Source organism: Pseudomonas vlassakiae (genome assembly GCF_014269035.2).
Taxonomy (GTDB): Bacteria; Pseudomonadota; Gammaproteobacteria; order Pseudomonadales; family Pseudomonadaceae; genus Aquipseudomonas; species Aquipseudomonas vlassakiae.
In genome coordinates this window covers 44,491-57,895 of sequence record NZ_JABWRP020000009.1, presented here as the reverse complement: position 1 = coordinate 57,895, position 13,405 = coordinate 44,491, and the positions used below count along the sequence as shown (strand labels likewise).

12 protein-coding genes are annotated in these 13,405 nt (G+C 64.3%); 7 read left to right on the top strand and 5 right to left on the bottom strand.

All coding sequences use genetic code 11. From position 1 onward, the window contains the following. The first annotated feature begins 82 nt into the window (after positions 1-82). Together HU738_RS13395 and HU738_RS13390 are read left to right on the top strand one after the other, a co-directional pair. Positions 83-1,201: a polysaccharide lyase gene (locus tag HU738_RS13395; RefSeq protein ID WP_186603523.1), complete on the top strand. Its 1,119-nt coding sequence runs from the start codon at positions 83-85 to the stop codon at positions 1,199-1,201. A 3-nt stretch (positions 1,202-1,204) separates the two neighbouring features. Next, positions 1,205-2,659: a right-handed parallel beta-helix repeat-containing protein gene (locus tag HU738_RS13390; RefSeq protein WP_186603524.1), complete on the top strand. Its 1,455-nt coding sequence runs from the start codon at positions 1,205-1,207 to the stop codon at positions 2,657-2,659. 125 nt (positions 2,660-2,784) lie between these two features. Here HU738_RS13390 and HU738_RS13385 read toward each other — a convergent pair whose 3' ends face one another. Then, positions 2,785-3,261: a GNAT family N-acetyltransferase gene (locus HU738_RS13385; RefSeq protein ID WP_225923454.1), complete on the bottom strand. Its 477-nt coding sequence runs from the start codon at positions 3,259-3,261 to the stop codon at positions 2,785-2,787. A gap of 121 nt (positions 3,262-3,382) precedes the next feature. Here HU738_RS13385 and HU738_RS13380 point away from each other — a divergent pair, with 121 nt between their 5' ends. Beyond that, entirely contained in the window at positions 3,383-4,999 is a 1,617-nt protein-coding gene (locus HU738_RS13380; RefSeq protein WP_186603525.1) for an inorganic phosphate transporter, read from the top strand. Here the strand turns inward: HU738_RS13380 and HU738_RS13375 are convergent, their stop codons facing one another. From HU738_RS13375 to HU738_RS13365, 3 genes are all read right to left on the bottom strand, one after another. Beyond that, positions 5,000-5,695, bottom strand: a complete 696-nt coding sequence (locus HU738_RS13375; RefSeq protein ID WP_186603526.1) for a glutathione S-transferase N-terminal domain-containing protein — start codon at positions 5,693-5,695, stop codon at positions 5,000-5,002. It lies immediately after the preceding gene. A 74-nt stretch (positions 5,696-5,769) separates the two neighbouring features. Next, positions 5,770-6,270, bottom strand: a complete 501-nt coding sequence (locus HU738_RS13370) for a PaaI family thioesterase (protein ID WP_186603527.1) — start codon at positions 6,268-6,270, stop codon at positions 5,770-5,772. A 58-nt stretch (positions 6,271-6,328) separates the two neighbouring features. Then, positions 6,329-7,711, bottom strand: a complete 1,383-nt coding sequence (locus HU738_RS13365; RefSeq protein ID WP_186603528.1) for an amino acid permease — start codon at positions 7,709-7,711, stop codon at positions 6,329-6,331. A gap of 268 nt (positions 7,712-7,979) precedes the next feature. On the opposite strand from HU738_RS13365, the gene gcvA reads away from it, so the two are divergent. Then, complete coding sequence (gene gcvA, locus HU738_RS13360) at positions 7,980-8,876, top strand: transcriptional regulator GcvA (RefSeq protein WP_176508624.1); 897 nt, start codon at positions 7,980-7,982, stop codon at positions 8,874-8,876. A gap of 127 nt (positions 8,877-9,003) precedes the next feature. Continuing rightward, positions 9,004-10,254: a 2-aminoadipate transaminase gene (locus tag HU738_RS13355; RefSeq protein ID WP_186603529.1), complete on the top strand. Its 1,251-nt coding sequence runs from the start codon at positions 9,004-9,006 to the stop codon at positions 10,252-10,254. A gap of 3 nt (positions 10,255-10,257) precedes the next feature. On the opposite strand, the gene HU738_RS13350 is transcribed toward HU738_RS13355, so the two are convergent. Further along, complete coding sequence (locus tag HU738_RS13350; RefSeq protein ID WP_176508626.1) at positions 10,258-10,560, bottom strand: hypothetical protein; 303 nt, start codon at positions 10,558-10,560, stop codon at positions 10,258-10,260. 131 nt (positions 10,561-10,691) lie between these two features. Between HU738_RS13350 and HU738_RS13345 the strand changes: the two genes are divergently transcribed. Continuing rightward, the gene (locus HU738_RS13345) at positions 10,692-11,117 is read left to right on the top strand and encodes a hypothetical protein (protein ID WP_186603530.1); all 426 of its coding nucleotides are present in this window, start codon (positions 10,692-10,694) and stop codon (positions 11,115-11,117) included. A gap of 73 nt (positions 11,118-11,190) precedes the next feature. After that, the gene (gene fusA, locus HU738_RS13340; protein ID WP_176508628.1) at positions 11,191-13,302 is read left to right on the top strand and encodes an elongation factor G; all 2,112 of its coding nucleotides are present in this window, start codon (positions 11,191-11,193) and stop codon (positions 13,300-13,302) included. The last annotated feature ends 103 nt before the right edge of the window (positions 13,303-13,405 follow it).

Here is a 13,405-nt window from a genome sequence, read left to right as displayed (position 1 = left end):
TCTGCAGCCCATCGCGGGCAAGCCCGCTCCTACCCCGACCGCGTCAGCCACACGAATCGGTGTGGGAGCGGGCTTGCCCGCGATGGGCCGCAAAGCGGCCCCAATCCTGCTCACGCTGTGCCTACTGAGCCCCCAATCTCAGGCGGCCCAGTCCATCTGGCCCGCCCACAGCACGCCACAGTCAGCCATGATCGCCGACTACCGCACCCTGGCCTGCAGCCAGCAGCCGCCAGCGCCCTACACTGGCAGCCTGCACCTGGAAAGCAAGTACGACCAGCGCGACGCCAGCAAGTCGACCCTGCGCAGCAGCCCCGACGCCGACAGCGAGCAGATCGCCAAGCAGGTCAAGCAGTTCGTCGGTGGCCTGATCTATGCCAGCAAACGCTTTCAGCGGGCGAAGAAGCCGCAGGACGCCAACATGGCCCTGGCCTGCCAGGACCAATGGTTGCAGGCATGGGCGGCAGCCGGTGCCCTGCTCAACCCCGATGCCAGCGGTACCGGCATGGCGGCCCGCAAGTGGGCGCTGGCCGCCATGGCCGGCGCCGTGCTGCTGACCCAGTCCGCAGCCGACGGCAAGCTGCAACTGAGCCCGGCACAGCGCAGCTGGTTCAGCCGCCTGGCCGAGCAAGTGATCGCCGAGTACGACCCCCGGCGCAGCGCTACCCGGATCAAGTTCAACAATCACGACTACTGGGCGGCCTGGGCGGTGGCCGCCACCGGCATGCTGGTGGGGCGCGACGACTTCATCCAGTGGGCCGACGGCAACCTGCGCCGCGGCCTGGCCCAGGCCGTGCGCTCCGCTGACGCCAGCTACGCCTATCTGCCGCTGGAAGTGGAGCGCGGCAAACTGGCCGCCACTTACAGCCAGTACGCGCTGGTCCCCTTGGTGCTGCTGGCCGAATCGGCTCGCGCCAACGGTTTGCCATGGAGCGCCGACGATCAGCAGACCCTCGACCTGCTGGCCAACTTCGCCGCGCGCAGCGTGCTCGCCCCTGATGGCCTGCCCGAACTCGCAGGCAAATCCCAGGTGGATGTCGCGCCCTACAAGCTGGCCTGGCTGATCCCGTTCCTGCAGCGCAACCCCGGCCATGCCCTGGCACGCCAGCTGTACGACAACGAAGATGGCGAGGTGGACAACTACAGCCAGCTCGGTGGCCCGATCAAACCGTTCTACCCCCCTCTGCCCGGATCAAGGAGCTGACCCATGGCCGCCCTCGCCCGCTTTACCTTCACCTGCCTGGCCGCCTTGTGCCTGGCCGGCGCTGCCCACGCCGCCAGCCAAGCGCTGCCGGTCAACCAGACCGTGGATACCCTGCCCGGTGAGCAACGCCAGCTCAAGGCCGAACAGCTGCGCCAGCAGGTGCGCCAGGCCGTGGCCTTCCAGCAGGCCGAGCGGCCACGCCCGGCCGGGCGCGCCAGCGTCAGCCTGCAGCCAATGTTCTCGTCCCAGGCGGGCAGCTGGCCGTTCGAGCCATTCGTCAACAATGGCCTGTTCCGCGCCATCGCCGGTTACCAGGCGCACCACCCGCAAGTGGTGATGCTGCGCGGTGGCAGCATCACCCTGGCGCAGTTGCACGACGCCCTGAACGATCCACGCATCCTCAAGCGCTACAAGGACGGCTATCTGCTCAGCTACCCGCTGATGATCGCCAGCGATGCGGGGCTGGTGCTCGAAGGCACCAGCCTGTACCTCTCGAGTTTCTCCGGCACGGCGCTGATCAACCAGGGCTGGCTCGGGCTCAACCAGTCCAGCCTGGAGAGCATGGCCGGCGACAAGCCGGGCAGCACCGACAGGGCCTGGCGGCCCTTCGTGGTGGCCTGGGCCGGTAGCCACACCCAGGTGATCGGCTCGACGCTCAAGCGCCTGGGCTACAACGCCAATCTTTCCCGTGGCCTGACCACGGCCTTGAGCACCCAACAGGCGGCCAGCACGCGCCCGGCCACGCTGCTCATCCGCGACAGCCAGTTCAGCGAGATGTCCAGCGCGGTGGAGCTGCAACACAGCCAGGCGACCATCACCGGCAGCCAGTTCGGGCAGTCGCAGCAGTACGCCATCGACGTGCAGAACAGCCAGGTCAGGCTGCAGGGCAACCAGCTGCGGGGCATCGACAACAACAGTGGCGTGCGCCTGCGTGGCCAGACCCGCGCCCTGGTCGAAGGCAACCTGATCCTCGGCGCGACCAAGGCCGCCATCGAAGTCAGCGAGCAACAAGGCGCAGTGCTGCTGGCCGGCAACCGCATCGGCGACAGCCGGGGCAATGCCATCCAGCTGCGAAACCTGGCACCCACCGTGGCGGCGCCGCTGGTGATCGACGACAACCTGCTGGCCAGCAGCCAGGGCAGCGCGGTGGATGCCAGCGAGGTCGCCGCGGTGGCGCTGCTCGACAACCGCATCGGCAATACCGCGGAATATGCCATCAGCCTGCGCAATGCCACGCCACTGGCCGGGCCCTTGCTGCTCAGCGGCAATCGCCTGGGCCGGGTCGGCAAGGCGCTGGTGCGGGTGGAGGGAATGCGCGATGTGGTGCTCGGAGGCAACCGCTTCGAGGGCAAGCCGTTGCTGCAGAACCTGTTGATCGGGGATTTGTTGCCGTTGCAGGGACAGTTGCTCGAGGCCACGGTTCGCCAAGGTGAGACGGTGCGGGTGAGGCAGCAATGATCCGGCACTTGGGGTGACTTCACAGGCCTCATCGCGGGTAAACCCGCTCCTGCAGGGTCACCACAGGCCTGAATGTTGTGAGGTCCCTGTAGGAGCGGGTTTACCCGCGATGAGGCCGGCACAGGTCAACCGATTACTCGCTGCATTCTCACAAAGCAGTCATCCTCCCCCATCTCGACGAACCCGTGGCGCAGGTAAAGCTGCCGCGCCGGGTTGCTCTTGAACACCATCAACCGCAATAACGGCAGCCGCCGCTGCACCGCCCAGTCGATCAGCGTTTCCAGTACCCAGCTGCCGACCCCACGCCCACGCTGTTCCGGCAGCAGGTGCAACTCACGAATGAACAACGCCTGGCGGTCCTGGCTGAGGCTGCAGAAACCCAGCACGGTCTCGCCTTCCACCACCAGCCACTGTTCGCGCCAGCCCCAGGCTTCATCGAACGCTTGTTCGATCCACAACAGGTCGAACTCGCGGTAGTACGGCAACATCGCCCGACGCGTAAGGTCGCGGGCAAACGTGCGCCAGGCATCGCTCGCGGCGATCAGCACGCGCTGGCCATCTTGCTTGTCTGGCGCGCCGTAGACGCGCTTGCAGCGAATCATAGGGGTCTCCTGCCATGACCGTCTGTCTTGAGCCTAGGTAATTCATTGACCGAGGTCACGCCCAGCCGGGGAATTGTTTCTATGCTCAGAGCCACCCTCGCCGACGCCAATCGGAGCCCCCATGGCAACCCCGTCCCTGGCCAGCCAGCCGCCACTGGCCCACCGCGACTCCCGCCCGCAACTTTCCCATAAACCCGGGCGCGCCACCCTCGTACTGTTCTTCGGCTTGCTGCTGGCCGGCATCGCCTATACCGCCTGGAGCCTCAAGCAGGACGTGACTGCCAGTGGTACGGCGATCACTACCGTCACGCCGTTCCTGCTGCTCGGCCTGGCGCTGCTGATTGCCCTGGGCTTCGAATTCGTCAACGGTTTCCATGACACCGCCAACGCGGTGGCCACGGTGATCTACACCCACTCACTGCCGGCACCGGTGGCGGTGGTCTGGTCCGGCTTGTGCAACTTTCTCGGCGTGTTGCTTTCCAGTGGCGCGGTGGCGTTCGGCATCATCGCCCTGTTGCCGGCAGAGCTGATTCTACAGGTTGGTTCTTCGGCTGGCTTCGCCATGGTCTTTGCCTTGCTGCTGGCGGCGATCATCTGGAACCTCGGCACCTGGTGGCTGGGGCTGCCGGCGTCCTCTTCGCACACACTGATCGGCTCGATCATCGGCGTCGGCGTGGCCAACGCGCTGATGCATGGGCGTGACGGCACCAGCGGGGTCGACTGGGCGCAGGCCAGCAAGGTCGGCTATGCCCTGCTGTTCTCGCCGCTGATCGGCTTTGCCTGTGCTGCCGTGCTGCTGCTGGCGCTGCGCGCGCTGGTCAAGCGCAAGGCGTTGTACCAGGCGCCGGAAGGCCGCACGCCGCCACCGTGGTGGATCCGCGGGGTGCTGATCCTGACGTGCACCGGCGTGTCGTTCGCCCATGGCTCCAACGACGGGCAGAAGGGCATGGGCCTGATCATGCTGATTCTGGTCGGCACCCTGCCGATGGCTTATGCCCTGAACAAGACCATGCCCAGCGAGCAGGCCCTGCAGTTCTCTGCCGTTGCCGAAGTCACCCGCCAGGTGCTGGTCGACACCGCGCCCACGCCGGCCTCCGGCGACCCGCGCCAGGCATTGACCGCCTTCATCGCCGAACCGAAGGCCACCCCCCAACTGGTACCGGCACTGGCCGCGCTCACCGGCCAGATCGGTGACCAGGTCAAAGGCTACGGTTCACTGAAGCGCGTGCCAGCCGAAGCCATGGCCAACGTGCGCAACGACATGTACCTGGCCAGCGAAACCATCCGCCTGATCGAAAAGAAACAGCTGGTGGCATTTGACGCCGACACCCGCAGCCAGGTGCTGGCGTTCAAGACGCAACTGGACGACGCAACCCGCTACATCCCGCTGTGGGTCAAGGTGGCGGTGGCCATCGCCCTGGGCTTGGGGACCATGGTCGGCTGGAGACGTATCGTGGTGACGGTGGGCGAGAAGATCGGCAAGACTCACCTGAGCTATGCCCAGGGGGCTTCGGCCGAAGTGGTCGCAATGTGCACCATCGGTGCGGCGGACATGTTCGGGCTGCCGGTGTCGACCACCCACGTGCTGAGTTCGGGGGTGGCCGGGACCATGGTCGCCAACGGCTCGGGGATTCAGCAGCGCACGCTGATCAACCTGCTGATGGCCTGGGTGCTGACCCTGCCGGCGGCAATGCTGTTGGCCGGCAGCCTGTACTGGCTGCTGAGCCAGGTTTTTTGATCAGCCGGGAATTTTCAGGCCACGCTGCACCGCAGGCCGCTCGAGGAACTTCGCCAGCACCCGCTGCACGTCCTTGAATTCATCGAAGCCCACCAGCTCGCGGGCGTTATAGCGTTCCACCAGGTTGCGCACCCAAGGGAAGATGGCAATGTCGGCGATGCTGTATTCATCGACCATCCACTCACGCCCTTTCAAGTGGCGGTCCAACACACCCAGCAGGCGCTTCGATTCGTTGACGTAACGGTCACGCGGGCGCTTGTCTTCGTATTCCTTGCCGGCAAAGAAATGGAAGAAGCCGACCTGGCCGAACATCGGCCCGATGCCGCCCATCTGGAACATCAGCCACTGCAGGGTCTGGTAGCGCTGGGCCGGATCCTGGCTCAGCAACTTGCCGCTCTTTTCTGCCAGGTACTGCAGGATCGCCCCCGACTCGAACAGCGGCAACGGCTGGCCGCCTGGGCCATTGGGGTCGAGGATCGCCGGGATCTTGTTGTTGGCACTGAGCGAAATGAACTCGGGGCTCAGCTGGTCATCGTTGTCGAAGCTGACCTTGTGCGGCTCGTAGGCCAGGCCGATCTCCTCCAGCATGATCGACACCTTGACGCCGTTGGGCGTGGGCAGCGAGTACAGTTGCAGGCGCTCAGGATGCTTCGCAGGCCATTTGTGGGTGATGGGGAAAGCGCTCAGATCAATCATGGTCAACCTTGGGCTTGGATGGGAAGCTGTCACTCTAGAGACATCCCGGCTCGCTGGCCATCACCGAGCGTTGATCAGCTGGCCTGACCATGCGCCTTGAGCTTGAGTTTTTCGGTGTCCACCCGCACGAACACCGAGTCGGCGCTGACCGTCAACACATCGCCTGCCCAGACCTCGCAGACGACCCGGGTCTTGCGCCCGACTTCACCTTCCACACGCGCCTTGAGCAGTAGCTCTACGCCCATCGGCGTGGGCTTGAGGTAATTGAGCCCGAGGCTGCCGGTGACACAATCGATGCGCGGCAGGCTGCCCGCTTCGCGGCCTTCGGCGCGGTAGTGGTAGGCCATGGCGGTCCAGTTCGAATGGCAGTCGACCAGCATCGCCAGCAGGCCGCCATAGACCAGGCCGGGCCAGCCGATGTAGGTGCTGTCGGGTGAGTGCCGGCACAGCAGGTGAATACCGTCGGCATCCCAGTGGCTCTGCAGGTGCAGGCCGGAGGGGTGGGAACAACCGCAACCGAAGCAGGTGCCTTCGGGGGCAGCGAGGGCTTGGAGGGAAAGGGGATATTCGTTCATGCGCAGCCTGTGCTTGTTGGAATTGGGGGCGCGAAACGCCCCCATTTAAACACAAAGCTCAGGCCGGCTGGGCAACCACCTTGGCGCCCTTCTGGGTCAGCGACACCACGAGGATGAACAAGGTCACGCCCACGGTCATCAGTGTCTCGTAGCGGTAGGCGTCGCTGAACAGCATGTAGCCCAGGACCATGACGATGGTGCCGATCACCAGCCAGGTCAGCCACGGGAACAGCCACATCTTCAACTCCAGCGAGCGCCCTTCCCGCTCGGCGCGGGCGCGCATGCGCAGCTGCGACACGGCAATCACCAGGTACACCAGCAAGGCGATGGCCCCGGTGGTGGACAGCAGGAAGCCAAAGACCTTGCCCGGCAGCACATAGTTGACGAAGCAACCGGCGAAGCCGGCCAGGGTCGAGAGAAGCACCGCCACGGTCGGCACGCCAGCACCGGAGATTCGCTTGGTCATGCTCAGCGCCTGGCCGCGGGCACCCAGCGAGTAGAGCATCCGCGAAGCCGTGTAGAGGCCGGAGTTCATGCAGCTGGTCACCGCCACCAGCACTACCAGGTCGACCAGCAGCTTGGCGCCCGGCACGTTGAGCACTTCCAGCACGCGCTGGAACGAGCCCACCGCTTTCAGGCCAGGGTCGTTCCAGGCCACCAGCGACACCACCAGGAAAATCGACGCCAGGTAGAAGATTGCGATGCGGTACACCACCAGGTTGGTGGCACGGCGGATCTTGTCTTTCGGGTTGGCGGTTTCGTCGGCAGCAATGGTGACGATCTCGGCGCCGAAGAACGAGAAGATGGTGATCAGCACGCCACCCAGCACGGTCCCGAAACCGTTGGGCATGAACCCACCGCTGGCCCACAGGCGACTGATGCCGGACACCTCGGCCAGCGGCCAGAAGCCGAACACGGCCAGGCTGCAGACCGCGATGAAGGCGATGATGGCGACCACCTTGACCAGCGCGAACCAGTACTCGAACGCGCCGAAGTTCTTCACGCTGACCAGGTTGCTGCCCGACAGCACGAGCATGATCAGGAAGGCGAACAGCCAGGACGGCACGCCTGGGAAGTAGGCATGCAGGATATCGGCGCCGGCGATGGCCTCGACCGGGATGATCAGCACCCAGAACCACCAGTACAGCCAGCCGATGGTGAAACCGGCCCATGGGCCGATGGCCTCGGAGGCATAAGTGGAGAACGAGCCGCTATTGGGGTTGGCGATGGCCATTTCACCCAGCATGCGCATGACCAGCAGCACCAGCAGGCCGGTCATGGCGTAGGAGATGAGAATGGCCGGACCAGCCGTGGCGATGGCGTTGGAAGAACCGATGAACAGGCCGGCACCGATGATGCCGGCGATGGAAATCATGGACACCTGACGCGAGGTCAGGCCGTGCTGCAAGGAACGCTGTTTGTTGTTGTGTAGCGAAGCCATGGAGAACCCTCGAATGGGTCGGCCGGCAGGCAGCTGAAGTGCCGCAGCCAGCTGAAAAAGTTGGAGCAGAATTCGGGTAGTCGTTGTGCTGTTTTTTTGTTGTTGTAGGTCGCCGGTCGCGCAATTACCTCCTCTTCGCTGTACCGGTTGTCATCGTTGATCGAGGTCAGTATTAATCTATAAGACGAGGTCAACAAACGACCTTTTCGAAGCACATGATTCCAATACGGAATGAACTTCATCCTTTTTTGCTCGGTACGCGCCTGCCATGTCCAAACGCCTGATGCCCTCGACCACCGCCCTGCAGTGCTTCGAAGCTGCCGCCCGACACCTGAGCTTCACCCGTGCGGCACAGGAGCTGCACCTTACCCAGAGCGCCGTCAGCAAGCAGGTTGCGCAACTCGAGGACATGCTCTCGCATTCGCTGTTCCAGCGTATTCGCCGGCGCTTGCACCTGACCCCGGCCGGCGCGCTGTACCTCGCCGAAGTGAACAAGATCCTCAACCAGATCGACATCTCCAGCCGCTACATCCTCAGCTACGGCGACGAGACCGAGGTACTGCGCATCGCTACCCAGCCGACCTTTGGCGCGCGCTGGCTGGTGCCCAGGCTCAAGGGCTTCGGCGACCGCCACCCGCGCATCCACCTGGACATCCGCAACGAACTGGAGCCGTTCGACCTGGTGCAGGCCAAGGCCGATATTGCGTTCTTCTTCGGCCAGGGCACCTGGCCGGGGGCCACCTGCATCGAACTGTTCAGCGAGGAAGTGGTGCCGGTGTGTGCGCCCGAGCTGCTGGCCCGGCACCGTTTCGACAGCGCCGAGGCGCTCACCGCACACCGGCTGTTGCAGTGCGCGTCCCGGCCGGAGGCTTGGCACGAGTGGTTCCTGGGGTTGGGCTTGCACAGCCAGAACAGCTACCACGGGCCGCGTTTCGACACGTTCTACCTGTGCATCCGCGCGGCCATCGCCGGCTGTGGCATTGCCCTGATTCCGCGCTATCTGGTGGCTGAAGAACTGAGCGAAGGCAAGCTGGTAGTGGCCTGGGACCACCCGGTGGCGAGCAATGGCCGGCATTTCATCGCCCATGCCGAACATGCTGCCGAAGTGCCCAAGGTGAAGGCCTTCGTGCAGTGGATTCGCGAGCGGGTTGCCGAGGGAGACTGAGGTTGCCTGCACTCGCGAAGGGGCAACTTCATGAATCAGAGGAATGACCGCAATCGAATAATTCGTTTGCGGGATAATGCCGCGGCGCGCTTGGATATTAAGAAACTTGAACAAGGTCCGCGTGCCCATGAAACTGGAAAGTATCAGTCAATCCATTGCCATCGTTCATCCGATCACACTTTCCCATGGCCGTAATGCCGAAGTCTGGGATACCGACGGCAAACGCTACATCGACTTTGTCGGCGGTATCGGCGTGCTCAACCTGGGCCACTGCAACCCGGCGGTGGTCGAGGCGATCCAGGCCCAGGCCAGCCGCCTGACCCACTACGCGTTCAACGCCGCGCCCCATGGCCCGTACCTGGAGCTGATGGACCGCCTGCGCCAGTTCGTCCCGGTCAGCTACCCGCTGGCCGGCATGCTCACCAACAGCGGTGCGGAAGCGGCGGAAAACGCCCTGAAGGTCGCCCGCGGTGCCACCGGCAAACGCGCCATCATCGCCTTCGACGGCGGCTTCCATGGCCGCACCCTGGCCACCTTGAACCTCAACGGCAAGGTCGCGCCCTACAAGCAGCGGGTCGGCGAATTGCCGGGGCCGGTGTACCACCTGCCCTACCCCAGCGCCGATACCGGCGTCAGCTGCGAGCAGGCACTCAAGGCCATGGACCGCCTGTTCAGCGTCGAATTGGCGGTAGAGGACGTGGCGGCGTTCATCTTCGAACCGGTGCAGGGCGAAGGCGGCTTCCTCGCCCTGGACCCAGCGTTCGCCCAGGCGCTGCGGCGGTTCTGCGATGACCACGGGATCCTGATCATCATCGACGAGATCCAGTCCGGCTTTGGCCGTACCGGCCAGCGCTTCGCCTTCCCGCGCCTGGGGATCGAACCGGACCTGCTGTTGCTGGCAAAGAGCATCGCCGGCGGCATGCCGCTGGGCGCCGTGGTCGGGCGTCAGGACGTGATGGCAGCACTGCCCAAGGGTGGCCTGGGGGGCACCTATTCGGGCAACCCGATCGCCTGCGCGGCAGCACTGGCAAGCCTGTCACAGATGACCGACGAAAACGTCGCCACCTGGGGTGAGCGCCAGGAACAGGCGATCGTTGGCCGCCATGCCCGCTGGAAGGCCTCGAACCTGAGCCCGTACATCGGCCGCCTGACCGGTACGGGCGCGATGCGCGGCATCGAGTTGGTCAATGCCGACGGCAGCCCGGCGCCGGTGCAATTGGCCAAGGTGATCGAAGCGGCGCGAGCCAAGGGGCTGCTGCTGATGCCCAGCGGCAAGGCGCGGCACATCATTCGCCTGCTGGCGCCGCTGACCATCGAGGCCGAGGTGCTCGAGGAAGGGCTGGATATCCTCGAGCAGTGCCTGGCTGAACTGAGCTGAGGGTTACAGGCCCAGTTCTTCAGGGGTGAGCATGTCGGACTCGAAGGCGATCCAGCCGCCTTCGAGTTCGGCGTGGCCGTTGACGATCGGGCCGTAGTAGGTCAGGCCATTCTCCAAGGTCACGCAGATGTGCGTGGCGGATTTTTCGGGGGCCGCGAGCGTACCGACGAAATGCACCTTCTTCAGGGTTTCGGTCACCGCTTCCAGCCCGACGCGCATGCCCGGGTTTTCCGAGGCTTCGGTGTCACCGCCACGGTCTTCGGCGCTGATGGTCACGGTGGCGGTGTAAGGGTACTTGATGCTCAAGCGGGGTTACCTCAAAAGGGTGTCTGGGTAGATGGGCGCGTAGAGTACGCGGAAGAGGCCGGGCCTGCAAAAGATGCCCCGATCTGTTAGGGTGCCCGCCGATGCACGCCACACCACACGAGGACACCTGAGTGAGCGCCGAAGAACCCCTGATCGCCGACCTGTTCGAGGTCGACAAACGCCTGACCCTCAAGCCCGTCGTGGATTTCAACAGTTTCCTGCGCAACGCCTTTGGCGAAGGCCCGTGCCGCTGCCACCGCTGCACCGAAGGCAGCGACCCAAGCAGCTACAGCCACGCCCATACGTTCACCTTCGAAGGCCGCCCGCGGCATCGCCGCTTCGCCAGCACCGCCGGCAGCGACGTCGCCCAGGTCCTGAAAAAGGCCTGGCTGTCGTACACCAAGGCCGACCTCACCCTGCTCGGCGCGCTGGACCTCACCACCCTCAAGACGTTCACTGAGGTCACCCTGCACGAGCGCCTGCTGGCCCTGCTGCCGGCCAGCGGCCTGGCCCGCGAAATCGACGGCCAGTGGATGCTGCAAGCCCAGGCTGACTGACGGCCCGGCGGTCAGGCAGGATTCCCCCGCTCTGCTACCGTGGGGGAATCCGCCCATCTGCAGGTAGTCCGTCATGGCCCGTACAACGCCCATCGAGCTGTACCGCAATATCGGCATCGTCGCCCACGTGGATGCTGGCAAGACCACGACCACCGAGCGCATCCTGTTCTACACCGGGGTCAACCACAAAATGGGCGAGGTGCACGATGGCGCCGCGACCATGGACTGGATGGCGCAGGAACAGGAGCGCGGCATCACCATCACCTCGGCGGCGACCACAGCCTTCTGGCAGGGCTCGACCAAGCAGTTCGCCGACAAGTACCGCTTCAATATCATCGACACCCCCGGCCACGTCGACTTCACCATCGAGGTGGAGCGCTCGCTGCGCGTACTGGATGGCGCGGTGGTGGTGTTCAGCGGCGCCGACGGGGTCGAGCCACAGTCCGAGACGGTCTGGCGCCAGGCCAACAAGTACCACGTGCCGCGCCTGGCCTATATCAACAAGATGGACCGCCAGGGCGCCGACTTCCTGCGTGTGGTCAAACAGATCGATCAGCGCCTGGGTCATCACCCGGTGCCGATCCAGCTGGCCATCGGTAGCGAAGAGAACTTCATCGGCCAGATCGACCTGGTGAAGATGAAGGCGATCTACTGGAACGACAACGACCAGGGCACCAGCTACCGCGAAGAAGAGATTCCCGCCGAACTGCAGGCGCTTGCCGACGAATGGCGCGCGCACATGATCGAGGCCGCGGCCGAAGCCAATGATGAACTGACCATGAAGTTTCTCGAGGGCGAGGAGCTGAGCGTCGATGAAATCAAGGCAGCCTTGCGCCAGCGCACCATCGCCAATGAGATCGTGCCGACCATTCTCGGCTCGTCGTTCAAGAACAAGGGTGTGCCGCTGATGCTCGACGCGGTGATCGACTACCTGCCTGCACCTTCGGAAATCCCGGCCATCAAGGGCACCGACCCGGACGACGAGGAAAAGCACCTGGAGCGTCACGCTGACGATAAAGAGCCCTTCTCCGCCCTCGCCTTCAAGATCGCCACCGACCCCTTCGTCGGTACCCTGACCTTCGCCCGGGTGTACTCCGGTGTGCTCAGTTCAGGCAACGCCGTGCTCAACTCGGTCAAAGGCAAGAAGGAACGCATCGGCCGCATGGTGCAGATGCACGCCAACCAGCGCGCCGAGATCAAGGACGTGTGCGCCGGCGACATCGCCGCACTGATCGGCATGAAGGATGTCACCACGGGCGACACCCTGTGCGACATCGACAAGCCGATCATCCTCGAACGCATGGACTTCCCTGACCCGGTGATCTCGGTGGCGGTGGAACCGAAGACCAAGGGCGACCAGGAGAAGATGGGCATCGCCCTGGGCAAGCTGGCCCAGGAAGACCCGTCGTTCCGTGTGCGCACCGATGAAGAAACCGGCCAGACCATCATTTCTGGCATGGGCGAACTGCACCTGGACATCATCGTCGACCGCATGAAACGCGAGTTCAACGTCGACGCCAACATCGGCAAGCCGCAGGTGGCCTACCGCGAGAAGATCCGCAACACCTGCGAAATCGAAGGCCGCTTCGTTCGCCAGTCCGGCGGGCGCGGGCAGTATGGCCACTGCTGGATCCGCTTCGCCCCTGGCGATGAAGGCAAGGAAGGCCTGGAATTCATCAACGAGATTGTCGGCGGCGTGGTGCCACGCGAGTACATCCCGGCGATCCAGAAAGGCATCGAGGAGCAGATGAAGAACGGCGTGCTGGCCGGCTACCCGCTGATCAACCTGAAGGCAGCGGTGTACGACGGCTCCTACCACGACGTCGACTCCAACGAGATGGCCTACAAGATCGCCGCATCCATGGCCACCAAGCAGCTGTCGCAGAAAGGCGGTGCGGTGTTGCTGGAGCCGGTGATGAAAGTCGAGGTGGTGACACCGGAGGAGTATCAGGGCGATATCCTCGGCGACCTGAGCCGACGTCGGGGGATGATCCAGGATGGCGACGAGACACCCGCCGGCAAGGTCATCCGCGCCGAAGTGCCGTTGGGCGAGATGTTCGGCTATGCCACCTCGATGCGCTCGATGACCCAAGGGCGGGCGAGCTTTTCGATGGAGTTCACGCGGTATGCCGAGGCACCGGCTAGCATTGCCGATGCCATCGTCAAGAAGAACCGCGGGGAATGACGGTCTCCTATGCAGGCCTCATCGCGGCTAAAGCCGCTTTTACAAGGGTGATGCAATCCCTGTAGAAGCCGCTTTAGCCGCGATAAGGCCGGCACATTTCAGC